Annotated in this window: 19 protein-coding genes; 3 read left to right on the top strand and 16 right to left on the bottom strand. The window is 46.6% G+C overall.

The genetic code is table 11. The features are described from left to right. The 4 genes from ACO0KW_RS19885 to ACO0KW_RS19900 all read right to left on the bottom strand — a co-directional run bounded on the left by ACO0KW_RS19885 (position 1) and on the right by ACO0KW_RS19900 (position 5,129). A complete protein-coding gene (locus ACO0KW_RS19885; RefSeq protein WP_423055080.1) occupies positions 1 to 1,551 on the bottom strand; it encodes a lysine 5,6-aminomutase subunit alpha in 1,551 nt (516 codons plus the stop codon). After that, the gene (locus ACO0KW_RS19890; RefSeq protein WP_423055081.1) at positions 1,548 to 2,657 is read right to left on the bottom strand and encodes a hypothetical protein; all 1,110 of its coding nucleotides are present in this window, start codon (positions 2,655 to 2,657) and stop codon (positions 1,548 to 1,550) included. Before ACO0KW_RS19890 ends, ACO0KW_RS19885 begins: the two co-directional genes overlap by 4 nt. 21 nt (positions 2,658 to 2,678) lie before the next feature. Continuing rightward, complete coding sequence (locus tag ACO0KW_RS19895; RefSeq protein ID WP_423055082.1) at positions 2,679 to 3,725, bottom strand: L-erythro-3,5-diaminohexanoate dehydrogenase; 1,047 nt, start codon at positions 3,723 to 3,725, stop codon at positions 2,679 to 2,681. 222 nt (positions 3,726 to 3,947) lie between these two features. Next, entirely contained in the window at positions 3,948 to 5,129 is a 1,182-nt protein-coding gene (locus tag ACO0KW_RS19900; RefSeq protein WP_423055083.1) for a KamA family radical SAM protein, read from the bottom strand. Between the two features lie 170 nt (positions 5,130 to 5,299). Between ACO0KW_RS19900 and ACO0KW_RS19905 the strand changes: the two genes are divergently transcribed. Continuing rightward, a complete protein-coding gene (locus tag ACO0KW_RS19905) occupies positions 5,300 to 5,770 on the top strand; it encodes an Lrp/AsnC family transcriptional regulator (RefSeq protein ID WP_423055084.1) in 471 nt (156 codons plus the stop codon). Positions 5,771 to 6,052: 282 nt separating this feature from the next. On the opposite strand, the gene ACO0KW_RS19910 is transcribed toward ACO0KW_RS19905, so the two are convergent. The 9 genes from ACO0KW_RS19910 to ACO0KW_RS19950 form a co-directional block, all read right to left on the bottom strand. Continuing rightward, positions 6,053 to 6,205 (bottom strand): hypothetical protein, encoded by a 153-nt coding sequence (locus ACO0KW_RS19910; RefSeq protein WP_423055085.1) that lies wholly within the window; start codon positions 6,203 to 6,205, stop codon positions 6,053 to 6,055. A 206-nt stretch (positions 6,206 to 6,411) separates the two neighbouring features. Next, positions 6,412 to 6,948 carry a hypothetical protein gene (locus ACO0KW_RS19915; protein WP_423055086.1) on the bottom strand — a complete coding sequence of 179 codons (537 nt, stop codon included), beginning with the start codon at positions 6,946 to 6,948 and terminating at the stop codon, positions 6,412 to 6,414. Between the two features lie 11 nt (positions 6,949 to 6,959). After that, positions 6,960 to 8,432 carry an RHS repeat domain-containing protein gene (locus ACO0KW_RS19920; protein ID WP_423055087.1) on the bottom strand — a complete coding sequence of 491 codons (1,473 nt, stop codon included), beginning with the start codon at positions 8,430 to 8,432 and terminating at the stop codon, positions 6,960 to 6,962. A 399-nt stretch (positions 8,433 to 8,831) separates the two neighbouring features. Further along, complete coding sequence (locus tag ACO0KW_RS19925; RefSeq protein WP_423055088.1) at positions 8,832 to 9,287, bottom strand: hypothetical protein; 456 nt, start codon at positions 9,285 to 9,287, stop codon at positions 8,832 to 8,834. Positions 9,288 to 9,425: 138 nt separating this feature from the next. Then, positions 9,426 to 9,872 (bottom strand): SRPBCC family protein, encoded by a 447-nt coding sequence (locus ACO0KW_RS19930; protein WP_423055089.1) that lies wholly within the window; start codon positions 9,870 to 9,872, stop codon positions 9,426 to 9,428. Positions 9,873 to 9,998: 126 nt separating this feature from the next. Beyond that, positions 9,999 to 10,388 carry a VOC family protein gene (locus tag ACO0KW_RS19935; RefSeq protein ID WP_423055090.1) on the bottom strand — a complete coding sequence of 130 codons (390 nt, stop codon included), beginning with the start codon at positions 10,386 to 10,388 and terminating at the stop codon, positions 9,999 to 10,001. Between the two features lie 32 nt (positions 10,389 to 10,420). Then, a complete protein-coding gene (locus tag ACO0KW_RS19940; RefSeq protein ID WP_423055091.1) occupies positions 10,421 to 11,002 on the bottom strand; it encodes a DUF6151 family protein in 582 nt (193 codons plus the stop codon). Positions 11,003 to 11,310: 308 nt separating this feature from the next. Beyond that, positions 11,311 to 11,766, bottom strand: coding sequence for a GNAT family N-acetyltransferase (locus ACO0KW_RS19945; protein ID WP_423055092.1), 456 nt, complete (start codon positions 11,764 to 11,766; stop codon positions 11,311 to 11,313). A 110-nt stretch (positions 11,767 to 11,876) separates the two neighbouring features. After that, entirely contained in the window at positions 11,877 to 12,143 is a 267-nt protein-coding gene (locus ACO0KW_RS19950) for a hypothetical protein (protein ID WP_423055093.1), read from the bottom strand. Positions 12,144 to 12,579: 436 nt separating this feature from the next. Here ACO0KW_RS19950 and ald point away from each other — a divergent pair, with 436 nt between their 5' ends. After that, complete coding sequence (gene ald, locus ACO0KW_RS19955) at positions 12,580 to 13,695, top strand: alanine dehydrogenase (RefSeq protein WP_423055094.1); 1,116 nt, start codon at positions 12,580 to 12,582, stop codon at positions 13,693 to 13,695. Positions 13,696 to 13,765: 70 nt separating this feature from the next. On the opposite strand, the gene ACO0KW_RS19960 is transcribed toward ald, so the two are convergent. From ACO0KW_RS19960 to ACO0KW_RS19970, 3 genes are all read right to left on the bottom strand, one after another. Continuing rightward, on the bottom strand, positions 13,766 to 14,398 hold the full coding sequence (locus ACO0KW_RS19960) for a head GIN domain-containing protein (protein WP_423055095.1): 633 nt from the start codon (positions 14,396 to 14,398) through the stop codon (positions 13,766 to 13,768). 247 nt (positions 14,399 to 14,645) lie between these two features. Beyond that, a complete protein-coding gene (locus ACO0KW_RS19965; RefSeq protein ID WP_423055096.1) occupies positions 14,646 to 15,092 on the bottom strand; it encodes a hypothetical protein in 447 nt (148 codons plus the stop codon). Positions 15,093 to 15,437: 345 nt separating this feature from the next. Beyond that, a complete protein-coding gene (locus tag ACO0KW_RS19970; protein ID WP_423055097.1) occupies positions 15,438 to 15,857 on the bottom strand; it encodes a hypothetical protein in 420 nt (139 codons plus the stop codon). Between the two features lie 400 nt (positions 15,858 to 16,257). Between ACO0KW_RS19970 and ACO0KW_RS19975 the strand changes: the two genes are divergently transcribed. After that, complete coding sequence (locus ACO0KW_RS19975) at positions 16,258 to 16,734, top strand: Hsp20 family protein (RefSeq protein WP_423055098.1); 477 nt, start codon at positions 16,258 to 16,260, stop codon at positions 16,732 to 16,734. The last annotated feature ends 161 nt before the right edge of the window (positions 16,735 to 16,895 follow it).

Genomic DNA, 16,895 nt, shown 5'->3' on the forward strand with positions numbered 1-16,895 from the left:
TTACGCTGCCTGTGTTGGCAACATCAATTGTGGGAAAGGATTGTAGTAATCCGCGGCTTTAGTGATCACGCCAGCCAAACCTTTACCGCCCGTTGGTGTGCGTGAAATCTCTGCAAAGGTGCCCTTACCAATTGCTGCTGACAAGCCCATCTTTTCAATCTCTGCCAAGATGCTTTCTGTTTCTGCCAAAACTTCTTGTGCACGTGTTTCGATCAAGCCACCAGACTTGAATTCGATCTCAGAATGCAGATCCTTCATGGTACCGAACACATACTTCGCGTTTTGAATCGCTAAGAAACGATCTTGAATGAATGGCGTATGAATCGCTTCGGTCATCATGCCAAGTAAGTGAATATTTTGGTTGGTGACCGTGCTGACAATATTGAACAAGGTATCTTGTACCTGACCTTTGAAAATATTGCCTGTCATGTGTTTGGTTGGTGGCATGTATTTCAATGCAGCATCTGGGAAAACCTGACGCACTAATTGGGCATGTGCCATTTCCCACAAGAAGCCGTTTTCTAATTCTGGGTGAATTTCAAATGCATGACCAAGCCCCATTTGATCTGGCTGCAAACCGGACAAATAGGCGAACTGCTCATTAATCAATTGCGAAGCCAAAACGGTGTGCGCGGCTTCATAAGCATCGGCTGTCGTCAGGTAATTATCTTCACCCGTATTGATGATAATGCCTGCATAGGCATTGACCATGCGTGAGAAGAATTGATCGATGAAGGTACGCTTCATATTGATGTCGCGGAAGATGATGCCGTACATGGAATCATTGAGCATCATATCGAGACGTTCAATCGCACCCATCGCTGCAATCTCTGGCATGCACAGACCGGAGCAGTAGTTGGTCAAACGAATATAGCGACCGAGTTTTTCACCGACCTCATCCAAAGCGGCACGCATCAATTTGAAGTTTTCTTGGGTCGCATACGTACCGCCAAAACCTTCCGTGGTTGCGCCGTAAGGCACGTAGTCCAGCAAACTTTGACCAGTCGAACGAATCACCGCAATGATGTCCGCGCCTTGCTCGGCAGCCGCACGCGCTTGCACTACGTCTTCGTAGATATTGCCTGTCGCGACGATCAGATACAGCCAAGGCGTTGGTGCTTCACCCATCGTCTCAATCTGCTTAGCGCGGAATGCGCGTTGATTGGCGATACGTTCGCACATGATCGCCGCTTGCGCTTCGGTTGCCTTGCGCGCAGCATCTGCATCTTTTGGCAAAGCCAAAGTCAGCGTGCCTTTGGAAACAGCCTCAGCCACTTCTTGTGCCGTCATGTTATGTTCTTGCATAGCAGCGACCACGATCGGTGCCGCGCCATGTTGCAATAAATTTTGCGCTTGCAAATGATCAACGACCACGTTTGGCAAAGGCACATAATTTTCATCAATGCCGTCGATGCCTAACAAACGCAAAGTCGCGCGTTCTACCGTCGTCGTCGTGTATTGTGACATTTCATCGAACACTTGACGCGCAATGCGACGCGCTGAATCACGTGCGCGATCGATTTGTGCCTGATCTAGTTGTAAATGGCTCATGCTGCTTCTCCTGTTTCTTTAATTTTTTCGTCCGATGTCGCTTCTAGTACAACGTCACATACGTCGTAACCGATGAAGGCATTCTTTGCCACGTCCAAAAACTCAGCAGCTTCAAAACTGCCACCCATGGGCGAAAATGGATTCAAAGTAATCCCGGTCAAATTAATACCACGATACCCGACTAATTTCGCACCGAGCTTTTGAAAGATCAACAAATCGGTGTTTTCTATAAATAATTTCGTGCCATCTGCAACAACTACGGTCAATGTCGGATGACGTTCCGCCAAACTACTTAAGGCGCGCCATAATTGACGCCCAACTGCACCGCTAACCGCAATCGTGCCCACATCGGCATCGATAAATTCCATCAACTTCGCGCCCGCATTCAAAGTAGCAATTTCTTCTAAGAATAGCGTCTTGCCTTGTTGATCCCAAATACCAACACCGCCTTGTGTGAACACGGCTTCACATTGTGCTTTGATGTCGTCATCAGCTTGTTTGATGCCGAGAATGCCAAGACGATCACGCGTCTTACGAATCACGTCTTGTATACCGCCGCCGATTGCGGCACCGGTTGCCAGAATCACGCCGTCAGCAATCGCTGGAGACGCATGGTGACTGCGGCCTAAAGCGCCATCCAAAATCACTAAACTCGCGCCGCATTGGCGTAGACGTGCAATCACTTTTAACTGATCACTACCACGCGATGCACCAGCGACTTCCATCTCGCCGTATTCCAAGACTTTGACTACCAAAATCTCACCCATAGGGCTATCGATCTGCGTGGAGTCAATCAACTTCCAACGCACCTTTGCTCGCTGCAAAGTCTCACGTGCGGTAGCAACTAAATTGCCAGGCCACACCATGATCGGTGGTTTTGGGTTGAAAAATACTTGATCTCGGTCTTCACCATCACGACCGATTGAGGTTAAACCGATATCCACTTGCCCAGCAGCTGCTTGCGCTAGCACGTGGTTCATCGCGACCGTCTTACCGGTATTTTTGGTCATGCCCATAACCGCTAAGGTCTGCATTCCACTATCGTGGATGCGCTGCCAAAGCGGGCTGGTTTGTATATTGCTCAGAGTAGGATTTTTGAATTCCATCGGCGATGACTTTCTAAGCTATTAAACGTAGAGTTCAGTGAACAACTTGCGTAGTGTTTCACTCTCGCGCAGCAGGGCTAATGAGTGCTCTGCGTGACCAGTCGCGTAGCCATTACCGACGATCATTTCTACGTCTTTACCAACGCCTTCCGCACCCAAGGCTGCTGCGGTAAAGCTAGTTGCCATCGAGAAGAAATAGATTTTGCCATGCTGTTTGGTGGACAAGATGCTGCCCATTTCGGTGTTCTGAATATTCACGCAATTAATGACCAAGTCCGCCATCGCGCCATTCGTCACATTGGACACAGCTTCCATCAACGCTAAGGCATTAGTCGCATCGACTTGCAAAGTGTGATCAGCCCAACCCAAATCTTTCATGCGTTGGCAGTCTTTTTCGAACGGGGAAACACCGATCACGCAACCGTTTTTACCAGCGCGTTTTTTTGCTTCATAGACGCACAAGGTGCCAGATTTTCCGCCGCCACCGATGACGACTACGGTGTCGCCTTCTTTCACCAAACGTGCTGTCTGCGCAGGTGCACCAGCCACATCCAAAATCGCCAACGCCATCTTTTCGTCGATGTCTTCTGGTAGTTTTGCGTACAGGCCGGTTTCGAACAAAATCGCCTTACCCTTGATATCGACCTGATCTTTTTGCATGTGAATCTTGACGATTTCATCGATGCGCAATGGTGTCAAAGACAAAGACACCAAGGTCGCAATCTTGTCGCCCACTTTCAGATCGATTTTGTCTGCGAGTGCAGAACCGATTTCTAAGATCGTACCAATCAACATACCGCCGGAACCCGTCACCGGATTGTGATGCTTACCGCGCTTCTCCACGATACCTTTCACAATTTCCGCAACCTTAGCTTCATCGCCATTCGCTTCTTGTTTGATTTGCGTGAAGCTGGCAGCGTCGATATTTAAAGCAGAAACATCGATCAGGATTTCGTTGTCGGTGATCTCCATCGTGTTATCGATTTTCCATGCGCCTTGTGGCAAGACGCCTTGTGGTTCGATAACGCGGTGGATGCCGTATGGGGAGCTTGGGGTTGTGAGTTTCATGATGAGCTGAATGGGATAGTTTGGTGGATGAAGGCCGCGGATATCCCGCTCCCGCGAGCGGGAGAGGGCTAGGGTGAGGGTGATTCAGCTTTGAGTAAGCGCCAACCTATCTACCAATCATAAATTTCTAAATGTGCAGATAAATTACAACATTCATTGCTGAACGTCCCTCATCCCAACCCTTCTCCCGCTTGCGGGAGAAGGGCTTCAAATGCCAGATTCTTAGTTACTACGCGTAGGCAAGCTAAAGTCATGACCCAAGCCAGGCATGTCGATAGTCATGCCTTTGTAGTTACGGCACTTGACTGTCGTACCGCTACCATCAGGTAATTCTTCTTCACGTACATAAGTTGGAATGATAGGCAATTTACCCAAGCCACCCAAGCCATCGACCACAAAAGTTGGTACTGCTGGACCGCTGATCCAACCACGCAAGCCTTCATACAATTCAATCATGCGGTGATGGGGCACGATGAAATGCGCTGCACCTTCCACCATGTCTGTAGAATAAACGTAGTAAGGACGTACGCCCATTTCAATAGTTTGCATAAACAAATCGCGCATCACTTCGACGTCATCATTCACGCCTTTCAAGCACACGGTTTGCAAGCCCATCATGATGCCGGCTTTTTGTATCATCTTCACGCGTTGACGCAGCAAAGGTGTGATCTCTTTTGGATGACCGATATGGATATTGATCATCTGTACGCGATGCTTCTCTAAGACCGCGCACAACTCTGGTGTAACGCGTGTTGGCAATTGCACGACCATACGTGAACCCATACGCAAGAAGCGAACGTGCGGTGCACGGCGACGCAATTCTCCGAGGATGTAATCTAAACGCTCATCGGTAAATGTCAACGGATCACCACCAGACAAGAGCACGTCATCAATCTGAGGATTGCTCGCGATGTAATCGATGGATGCTTCGATTTCGTCTTTAGCGACGGAACCATCAGGCTGAGAAACCATACGCTTACGTGTGCAGAAACGGCACAAAGTCGCGCATGTATTCGATACCAAGAACAACACGCGACGTGGATAACGATGCACCACGCTAGTACCAGGAATCGTATCGCCTTCTTCGCCTAATTGATCCAAAGAGGTCGCGAAACCTGGAATGGTTTGCTCATGATGCGAAGGCATGTATTGCAAACGGATAGGGCAATTTGGGTCGTCTTTGTCCATCAATTTCGCCATGTATGGCGTAATCGCCACCGCGAATTTTTTGTAGACTGTGTTATCCACATCTTCCACATTATTCAATACACCCATCAATTCAGAATGGTGAGAATAACGACGTGTGAACTGCTTTTGCCAAGATTCTGACTCTGGATCATAAGCGTCTAATTCTTCGCGTGTCAGTAATTTCTTGATAGGATTAAATTCGACTTTTTGTTCCATGATGTCTCTCTCTTTGTGTAGCAAATCAAAGCCAATAAGCGGCAAAAATAAGGTGGATACCCATACGGGTGACAGGGGAACAGTGTAAAGACGAGTTGTGCCGCCTCAAACGCACAAAATGACTTAAATATCAGCAGAAAATCAGTCATAATGTATGATAATCAAACAATGTGCCTGAAACACAATTAATTATTCGTATGTCATCACCATTAGACCCACTCGACCAACAAATCATCGATCTACTCAAAGTGAATGCACGCTTACCCATAGTCGCAATGGCAAAAGCGCTCGGCTGTGCACGCAGTACCGCTCAATTGCGCTTGAAGTCCTTAGAGGACCGCGGCATCATCAGCGGCTACACAGTCGATGTTTCAATCAGCCGCAGCCGCCCTAGCATACGGGCGATGGTCTTAATTTCCATAGAGTCGCAACACGAACCAGAAATCATGCGAGCACTGACCAAGCGCCATGAAATCATCAAGCTCTATACGGTCAGCGGCCGCTACGATTTATGTGCCATGTTATCCACCGAATCAACCCACGAACTCGATGCCGTGATTGATAAGATACGTTTGATCAGAGGTGTGGTGGATACGTTTTCGACGATTTTGCTGTCGACTAAGTTGGATAGGCCGGAGTAATAAGTTCAATAAGTTTGTTAGCTATTAAATTTTGAAAGTGGTCTCCGCACTTAAATGCGTGACGGCCGTTCCAGAGGGTGCGGAAGATCGCGGGTGGTGCGTTGGGTTGTAAGGGATCTTTGGCTTCTTTTTCTACGCGCAGGCCTAGGTGATTATTGCTGTAGTTGCCTAACACCGTATTGTTCTTGCGAACGCTGATCAGGTTGTCTCTGGCGTTGTAGCTGTAGTACGTACTATCACTGCCTTTGGTCTTTTGATTGAGATTGCCTTGGCTGTCGTAGCTTAATGTGGTGTTGCCTGCGGCAGTGTCGGTGATGGCAGTGAGTTGGTTGCGGCCGTCGTAGGTGTAGGTTTTGGTGATGCTTGTTGGACTAGCTGCGCTGGCTGGTTTGGTGGTGATGATTTCTTTGGTGCGGTTGGCGAGAAATGTGTCATTTCAAGACGTGTCCCTACTTTCTCAATTCAATGTCAAATGCACGACCTAACCCTGTCGGTGTTTGGATTGTTTACGCGGATTGCAATCAGTGTGACGGGCTGGTTGATGGCGTTGGCATCGTCGAATTTCTGTCGCATGTCAACGACTCCATACTGCGCAATAAATAGAGCCAATTGCGCGCTACAAATGCTTACGCCTTACGGCCTTAGAAAGTGACATAAAGACCTTTACCAGACTCAATTTCATTGAACATATCTATTAATCGGGAAAGCTCCAATTTGTATTTGTGTTGATGTCTAAGGAGAACTTCTAGCATCATCTTATTCTTCTCCACTTGTTCTGGCGTTTGAAAATAAGATCCCATCTTTCCAGGATCAAAATAATTTGACCTTTCACCCACTGAGGATCCTAAAACAATAAGTGCTAGTGATTCAGATTCATTTAATAGGACTTTCTGAATCCTCTCCCATCCATCGCCAAGACCAATATCATTAGTCGGATCATAATATTTTGTAATTGCAAAATCAGCGTACTGATGAACATCTTTAATTTCTAGCAAATCCTCCCAGGATTCTTCTAGCACATTTCCCTCATACGGATCCTTAACATCAGAAAGATTATCGTCTATAAACTTTTTTATATTTTCAGCCTCATTCGACAATAATGCCATTTCCAATCTTGGACGCAATTCCAAATTGAATTTATCATAGTCAAACTCAAATGCTTTATGTTCAAAACTCATAAGTCAAACTCCTATTTTTTAGGCTTTGGAAGAAAATCTTCCGGTTTATACAATTCGGTTACAACAGGATCTCCAGTCTTGGGATCATATCGTTGAATTGCAATTGTGTCCGGCAAATGCCCCTCACGTTTCCGAAATGCTTCAATATTTCGAATCAACTCTTGCCGATCTTTTGATATTGGCCTACCAATTGGTTTATCGTCGACTATAAGCCGACGTTCATAATTGACCGCATCTGGTATTGCATTTTGCAGTCGAGCATCAACTGCATCACCAGTTTTGAGGTTAACTCGGTGCGGAACCTGAATCGTAGCCCCGCCCTTATCGGTAACAGCTTCATTAACTGTACTAAATTGGCCAGATGCTCGACGTCGTTCGGCTTCTATTCGATGTGCCTCCTTGCCTATTGCAGTACTTTCAGTTTCACCTGCTTTTGCAACTACTTTTTCAGCGGAATTCATCTCCGCAGTTTCAATTTTAGCGAGGCTTTGTTCAGTCTTCTTTGCCTTGAGCGCGTCTTTCGCAGCTTCCTTCAAAAACGGCAATAGAGGCTTTGCTTTATTGAGTATGCCACCGAGTAGTGGGCCAGCTATGATCGTCTCTGGGGTTGGTGCTGCAACCTCAGCAATTTCTCCGCCTATCTGCAATGCTAATTTACCGCGTGCATGCATCTGCCTTAGTTGTATTTGACTAGGCAGTTCTTCGACTTCATCGCCACCAATACCAGGCTTGTGGGCGGCTTCGCGTGTCAATCGTCTTTGAACAAACTCTGGGTCATCAATATTATTCGATGGTCGAGTTTTGTCTGCAAGAGTCTTCCGTGCTCTTTCTTGTTCTCGTGCGATGTTGTTCGCTGCTTGTTGCTCGGTATTCGGAGCAGGTTGACGATCACTAAATGTCTTTTGACCAGTAACAGGATCGATCGACATGTAGTAAGGTTTTCTTGATTGATACCCATGCAAATCAATGTAAGTCGTCGGATTCCCATACGCATACAAATAGTGATGCAAAGACAGTGGCGTGTTCCAGTCGCCCTCATACGGATCTTGAGTAATGAAGCGACCTGTTTGTGGATCGTAGTAACGCGCTTGGAAATAGATCAAGCCTGTTTCTTGATCCATCTGGTGGCCGGTGTAGCCGAACTTGTTGGCGCTTAGTCCGCTTCTGCTTGCGATGTTGCCGAAGGCGTCGTAGACGGTTTCGCTTTTGAGTTGGCCGCTGTTGTCAGTCGTGGCGGTGATGCTGCCTAGGGCGTCGTGGTGGAGCGCTTGGCTGCCATCGGTGCTGCTCCAAAAGCTGACGGTGTGGCGACCGTCGTTTTCATAGCGGCTTAGGGTGTTGCCACTTAGATCGCTGTCTTGGAAGGCGTGACGGCCGTTCCAGAGGGTGCGGAAGATCGCGGGTGGCGCGTTCGGTTGTAGTGGATCTTTGGCTTCTTTTTCTACGCGTAGGCCTAGGTGATTATTGCTGTAGTTGCCTAGCACGGTATTGTTCTTGCGAACGCCGATCAGGTTGTCTCTGGCGTTGTAGCTGTAGTACGTGATGTCACTGCCTTGGGTCTTTTGATTGAGATTGCCTTGGCTGTCGTAGCTTAATGTGGTGTTGCCTGCGGCGGTGTCGGTGATGGCGGTGAGTTGGTTGCGGCCGTCGTAGGTGTAGGTTTTGGTGACCGTGCTGGCGCTGCCGGCACCTGCTGGTTTGGTGGTGATGATTTCTTTGGTGCGGTTGGCGACAAATGTGTTATATCAAGACGCGACCGTACTTTTCAAAACCATCTTGAACGTACCTGTTTTTCTCACGGACACTTCGGACGGGACACCTGTGTTTTTTCACTAATCCCTGCTTTCTGTTTCTCAGATGGATGTCTAGTGATCGTCTTCCAATCACGGGAGAGCTCGAATTTTTTCAACGACCCGGTACTCGTCTGCAGGAAAGAACCCATGTGTCTCCATGCCCCCAAGTGCTGCCTTAAGGCGCGACAAGACTTCCAACACTGCACTATCACTATCTGCTGCTCGCAGTTGATCAAGCGCCATTTCGTAAATCTTGACGCCCTGAGACATATTCCTAGATTGGGCTGCGATCAGCAACGCCTCTATATACTGTGTAAGAATATCTTTCAAAGCTCTTTCTCCGATCACCAACCCGCTGGCAGTTTGTTTGTACGAACGACAGAGGATTTTGGTAAATTCTTGATGTCGATCCGCCCCTGATAACCTCCATCGGAACGAAACTCCCCTTGAATGCCTTCGCTTGTGGAGCAGCAACACCTTCACCAATTCAAGTCCCGTTGGCTGGTTTAAAGGTGGTGACTCAGTTGATGGCGATACACCACTCATCAGGAATTGCTAGGTCGTTTCGGATCATGGCTTCACTGCATAGAGCTTGCCCGTAACGTTGTTACCCGGTCTTTTCCATCAATTTGCGGTCAATACAGAAAGATCCCCATATTGCCCGCCATTGGTATCACATGCGGTTTACCCCGGAATCTCAGGCTCAACCAAATTCGCTAATTGCACTAAAGATTCTTGCCAACCCAGATAGCACATTTCGACCGGAATCATGGCGGGTATGCCTTCTTGTGTGACGGTCAGCTCCGTGCCGCATAAGACTTGCTTAAAATTGATTGTCACTGTCATGACGCCTGGCATATTCGGATCATCGAACTGGTCGGTATAGCGTAGCAAAGAGCCAGGTACCATTTCCAGATATTCGCCGCCAAATGAATGGCCGTTACCCGTCGAAAAATTACGGAAAGACATTTTGAATGTCCCGCCAACTTTGGGATCCATGTGGTGAACCTGGCAGGTAAAACCAAAAGGCGGAATCCATTTCGCCATCGCATCCGCTTCTATAAACGCACGATAGAGTTTATCGGGATTGGTACGTATTACTCTGTGTAATGTCACTGTGTTGGTTGACATAGCGTCTCCTTGCGATTGAATGGGGATTTAAAAAATATATTTACTTATTTCGATTCAATACCAATGCGTACTACATTTAACTGAGCTCCAACTTGATTTGGACTCAGTTTCAATTAAAATTCATGATCAAACCACTAGCTGCACTAGATTTATCAGATTACCGCATCCATCTTCAAAAATTACCGTCATAATCTGGCCCATATTCATAGGCTCTGAACGAAATTTAACGCCCACCTCTTTTAGACGCGCATATTCACTCAGCAGGTCTTTAGACATGAATGCCGTACAAGGAATGCCCGCATCGAACAAGGCTTTTTGATAAGTTCGTGCTGGCGCAAAAGCCATGGGTTCTAAAACCAATTCGACCCCATGCGCGCCTTCTGGCGAGATCACTGTCAACCAGCGAAACTCTCCCATCGGAATATCATTTTTCTTCTCAAAGCCTAACTTATTTGTATAGAAATCCAGTGCACGGTCCTGATCTTCAACCAGAATACTACTGAGTGTAATTTGCATTTCTTCTCCCTTTTAAAAATAGACACGAGTTCCTATATAGACTTTAGATTTTTTAACCGTTCAGCGCTCACTATTTCTGCTTGCACGAAGGGTCGACCTTCCGCCGCAAACAAAGGCGACTGTTTATGGCTGCCACTCAAACGCGCAGCTAAAGTCAAACAAATAAAACGTAACACAACGGGCAGCACGCCTTTTTGTGCCGGCTTTGCTTCGCCAAGTGCGGATTGCGTTTCCATCCATGCAGTCACAGCGCCAAAGTCTTTGTCTATATTTGCGCGATCTAAGGCGCTATGAATCAAACCGATGAACGCCATCTTAGGATTACGCATGGTATTTCCCAAAGGAGACTTGCAGCAAGCCGCATACCATCGCACCATGCCATGCTCGTGCAAACGCACCGCCGCCAAATTTTCACGCCCCTGAACAAAACGCAAACGCGCCTGACTTACTTGCACAATCTCCGTTCCACCTTGCGCATCCAACACTAACCCAGCACGCCCGAGGTAATGCGCAAAGGCTCGGCAATCGCTGCAATAACAAACGATGTGACTATGCAGACCAACGCCTTCGACCTGGGCGCGAAGTTGACCGCATTGGCATTGGATTGCGTGCATGTATTTCCTTACTTAAAAACGATAAAATTTTTACGAAAAAATTTTCAAAATTATCTATGACGTCCAAAATAACGAGCCACCTGTTTTTTAGTGCATCCAAATTCTGTTCATTGACTGGCACGATAAAATAGGCGGTACATCACGTAAAATCACAATGAAGAAAACTATCTACTAAGCCGCCGATTTTGACCAAAGTGTCAGAAAATTGGGCTCTTGCTGACAGCACAGACTTGTTTGAGCGCGACAGAGATTTTTCATATGGTGTTAGAGCTTCTCGAACACCTCAAAACTTTAGATCCTACGATGAATCAAACTTCACGCTCCATGACAATATTCGCACGAGAATAAACAGGGTGAGGCCCCTCAGACACGGTTTGAAAGCCAAATTTCTTATACAAATTGATCGCCGCTGCGAGCTTGGTATTCGAAACCAGATAGACCTTCTTTGCCTTGATCGATTGCAATGTATCCAGACAATGTTGAATCAATAAATTGCTATACCCGAGCCCCTGATGTTGAGGCGAGACCGCCATTCGTGCCAATTCGAAAACACCCTCTCCATTATTGAAAAGCGCACAAACACCTAGCACTTCGTGCTCATGCAACAGACAGAAAATGTACCCGCCTTTGTCGACGATTTGAAATGGATCAGCTGCCAACTTTCTATCGGTATCTTCAATCTCAAAATAGTGACTGATCCACTCTTCGTTGAGGCGAATAAAATCAGACAGATAGTCCTGCGAGTTTTCAACAATGGTAGGCATGGCCGATCCGCTATAAAATTTTCAGAATTCTGCATGCTAACGTGGAAAGAACGAAAACTCAATCGCGACTCATCAACTTAGCTACCAACAGTTTTTCTTGAAGAACTTGATTATTCTGGCTTCGCAATCATGGCTTGCGCTGGCATCTGAAATAGCAATAGCAAGGCAGCAGTTTCTTTATTCCAGAGCCTAAGGTAGGCGTCATTGTTATCAAAGTTCAAGGGATTCTGCTCGCCACTGATCGTCTTCCAACGAGCTTCGTGTGTTTTAGCACTGCAGTCGTGGTAATGTTGCAATGTGAATTCTGCATTGTGCCAACTTAGTTCTCGCACTTTGTCGCAAGCAATGTGGTCTGCCGGTGCTGACACGATCATCATACAAATCAGCAGATCAAGAACATTCCGCATCGATAACCAGCAATCTTGTCTAAAAACATGCACGATGATTTCTAGGGCTCAGAAAGTCGCAATAAATTGCCAGAACCATATCAAATTCGTAATCACATCTTGTTCGTCCAAGTCTGCACGCCATTACAAAATATGTCTGACTCTGTTCTATTTTCAATACAAATATTTTGAAACTGTGCGGAATTCCTTACATTGTGCGATCGCACAATTGCCCTACTTCATCTAAAGCAATTTTTCTTCACAATCAACGAAATGCCCCATTTTCGTGGTGTCATAATCAGCTGCGACTGATTACCCATCTGGTCACACATAACAACAAAAATAGCGTCGGGAATACGCTTCCCGACGCTTCTATTTCCCGGCCTAAATTTCTAGGCGCAATTTCTTAGTTAATGAAAGAGACATCATGATCGTAGGCGTACCTAAAGAAATTAAGAACCACGAATACCGCGTGGGTATGACCCCATCCTCCGTACGTGAATTGACTTCACGCGGCCATCAAGTATTGGTACAAAAAAATGCGGGCACTGAGATTGGTTTAAGTGATGATCAGTACAAAGCCGTTGGTGCAGAATTAGTTGAAACGGCACAAGAAATTTTTGCCCGTGCAGAAATGATCGTCAAGGTCAAAGAGCCGCAACCGGTTGAATGCGCAATGCTGCGCCCTGGCCAGATTCTGTACACCTATCTGCACCTCGCACCAGACCCAGAGCAAACTGCGGCATTGGTAAAATCGGGTGCGATTTGCATCGCGTATGAAACCATCACCGGCGCAAATGGCGGCTTGCCCCTGTTGGCTCCAATGAGCGAAGTAGCTGGTCGTATGGCGATACAAGCAGGCGCAGCGCATCTGGAAAAATCCAAGGGTGGAATGGGTTTGTTATTGGGCGGCGTACCTGGTGTCGCTCCAGCACATATCGTCATTATCGGAGCCGGCGTAGTCGGTACAAATGCCATGCAAATGGCGGTCGGTACGGGTGCGCGCGTCACCGTATTAGATAAGAGCGTAGATCGTTTGCGTCAATTGGATCTAGTGTATGGCAATCGCATTTCTACGGTGTATTCCAACACACAATCGATAGAAGAAGCCGTGTTATCTGCTGATTTGGTCATTGGTGGCGTCTTAGTTCCAGGAGCAGCAGCGCCTAAGCTGGTCAGCCGCGATCTGATCTCGCGTATGAAAAAAGGTGCGGTCGTTGTGGATGTGGCGATTGATCAAGGCGGCTGCTTTGAAACTTCGCACGCGACTACGCATGCGGAACCTACATATGTGGTGGATGGGGTGATCCATTATTGCGTCGCGAATATGCCGGGCGCAGTGGCTCGCACATCAACATTTGCACTCAATAATGCGACGGTTGGACACGCGATAGCATTAGCAAGCAAAGGGTGGAAGCAGGCACTACGTGACGATGTCCATCTGCGCAATGGATTGAATGTATGCGAAGGCAAAGTCACCTATGAGGCGGTCGCACGTGATTTGGGCTATACCCATGTTACAGCGGCTAGTGTATTGAACTAAAACATCAATCTGAAAAAACCGGCAATTCAATTATTTGAATTGCCGGTTTTTTTGTCAGTGAAGTGATAACTTATTTGCCCGCGCTAACGCCGCCGATGCCTTCTACTGTCTTGTTGATTGATTTTGGATTACCAAAGTAATTCAAAGAGCCAATGCCTTGCACATTCGCCTTCAGTTTTTCTGTTGCGGTCACCTCGACCGAACCGATACCTTCTACTGTGGCATCGACATTCTCAGCGACCAAACCCTTGGCATCCACAAAGCCCACGCCTTGTGCGCGCAATTTGAATTCGCGCACTTTGCCACTCATTTTTAACAAGCCTACGCCTTCGTAATTCAATTCAAAACGATCACCGGTGATCTTGCTAACGGTGGTTAAACCCGCGCCTTCCATCTTAAATTTACTCAAAGTTGGCATAGTAACGATCACTTTTAAATCGTCAGAAATGCGGATATTCTTTTTCTCTTTATAGCTGATCAAGAGTTCATCGCCCGCGATATCAGTAATGATTTTGTCCATGTATTTGTCGTCACCCTTGACCGTGATCGAATGCGTGCTGCCGACCACTACTTCTACTGATAATGCGCCTTGCGTGCGAATCGTAGAAAACGGAGAAACTTTACGAACCTGCTCACCAGCTGCGGCGAGAGAACTAGCTAACACTAAACCAAGGGTAATGCCTGAGATCCAAACTTTGCGCATGATGAGCTCCAGAAAAACGATCGAAAGATAAAACATCAAATGATGTGATGACGGTCGCTAGTGTGCCTGTTTATTTTTGTTTTGTGTAAAGCAAAAGACAAAACGACAGAAACGTGGAACAGAATGTCAAATAGACTGATCGGATGTCATCAGTACTCGATGGACGCAAAAAACGGCGCACTGTGCGCCGCTTTTTGCGTCTAATCCAGCAAAACTCTTTTGGATCTTATTTGGTCTTACATGAACATTACTTAGCAGACGCCACTGAAGCTGCAGCAGATGCCGCTGTAGGTGTTTTTTCTGTCATTACCTTTGCATGCTTTTTCGCGTGTTTTTCAACATGTTTTGCTGCATGTTTTTCATGCATAGCTGGCTTCACATCCGACTTCACTTCGGCTTTCGCTTCTGCTTTCACTGCAGTAGCAACTGCTGGCACACTCGTAACTTTTGCCGCTGCGGCTGGTGCTGCTGGTGCTGGTGCTGGTGCTGCTGCGGACACAGCTGTAGCACTTGCCACTTTTGTTGTCGCTGCGGGGACAGGTGTACTTGCTACTGCCGTCGCTGGTGCTGTCGCTGTCGTCACTGGATTTGCTTTTGCAGGCGCTGCTGTTGTAGTCGGCGCTTGTTCAGCATTTGCAAATGCTGCACCGAAAGAAAGAGTAGCTGCAACGAGTGACAATGTAAGCTTGTTCATGTTAAATCCTTTATGGTTTCGATTGATTAAACTAGGTTTTTTGTTGCATTTTTTGTTGCCTGAATTCTTGCCTTGTCTTGCTTTTTTTCGCTGCACTTGCTTGGCATTTTCTAGTGTCTGCTAAGCACTTGCTGCGTACTCCAATAACGAGGTCACTCAATATGCTGTTGACACGTTTTGAAAATATTCCTCATTCTTTCAATTTATTTTTCAAAATAAATTTTGATCTTTCAGCGCAGTACTTTTCCGAAAAAAATAGTCAAATAAAAATAAAAATAAAAACGGCGCAAAAAAAGCGCCGTTTTCTAGTTCATCTTGGAGATGATTTACTGCAAATGACTTCCATTATTTTTTCGCTGCTGGCACTACAGCTTCTACTTTTTCCGCCGCTTTTTCTGCTACTTTTTCAGTATGTTTCTTTACTGATTTTTCAGCATGCTTTGTTGGTGCTGTCGCCGCTTTCATGTCAGCACTAGCTGCTGCCTTCGCTGCAGCTGGAACACTCGCTGCACTGGCTGCCATTGCAGCTGCTGCTGGTGCACTGCTTGTTTTCGCGACTGCACTTGAAACCACGGTCGATGCCTGCGTTGTCGCGGCTGGTGCTGCCACGGCTTTCGGTGTAGTCACTGCACTAGCTGCGCTCGCTGCGGCAGAAGCTACTACCGCTTTCGGGCTGGCACTCGCTACTGGCGTTTGGTTGCTGGCAGCAAATGCTGCGCTCATAGACAATGTGGTAGCGATGATAGTGAGAGCGATTTTTTTCATGATATTTTTCCTGTTCAATTCTAAGTGATGAAGGTGTGAAATTAGTTCCGGTGTTGCTTATATTCTGTGTTGCTGTTGCGCAGTGTTTGCTGCGTACTCCCATAACGGGTTCGCATTTTTTTCTGTTGACACGTATTTGAAATATTTTTTAATGCGCCCTACTGAACACGCAAATCAATTTATATTTAATATTTTTTCACAATTACTGACCATGCAACCTGTATTGAGTAATGAATAAAAAGTGCGCACAAATGGGGTTGTTTCTTAAGCTTTCAAGTCCACAAAAAATTTAATTTTAATCTCTTGAAAAGCCCTTTTCATAGCTACATATCAGTATCAGCAGATGCTCAAGTGAGGTCTGCCAATTCATTTATCGCTTATTTTTTAGAGGATACTTATCATGCGTAATTTCGACTTTTCTCCACTCTATCGTTCTGCAATCGGTTTTGATCGCTTGGCACATTTATTCAATGAAGCACAGCGCACTGAAGCGACACCAAGCTACCCTCCCTACAATATTGAATTGGTCAATGAAGACCAGTACCGTATCAGCATGGCGGTCGCTGGCTTTGATCGCACAGAAATTGAGATTGAAAGCGAGCGTGATGTATTAAAAGTAGTCGGCCGCAAAACAAAACCTGAACTGCAAGGTACGTTCCTGCACCGTGGAATTGCCTCACGTGATTTTGAACACAGCTTCCGTCTAGCAGATCACGTCAAAGTGGTTGGCGCGAAGATGGATAACGGTTTGTTGAACATCGAATTACAACGCGAAATCCCGGAAGCACACAAACCACGTCGCATCCTGATTGATGGCGAACCACTGCGTACTGTTGGCACTCAGGATCAAGTGCAAAGCCAGCTACAAGCCGCATAGTCCATTTAATCCAACTCCGTAAAAATAGAATCCCCTCCTGGCGTGACTGGCAACAGTCACGCTTTTTTTCGCCTTTCTCTCTCTTCGTGGGCATTCATTTTGCGTTGCTTTTGCATATCAAAACTTGCTGCTCTACGATCAAGCTCTGTTACTATTTTAAG

This window comes from Undibacterium sp. Ji22W, assembly GCF_049340305.1.
In the GTDB taxonomy this organism is placed as follows: domain Bacteria; phylum Pseudomonadota; class Gammaproteobacteria; order Burkholderiales; family Burkholderiaceae_D; genus Undibacterium.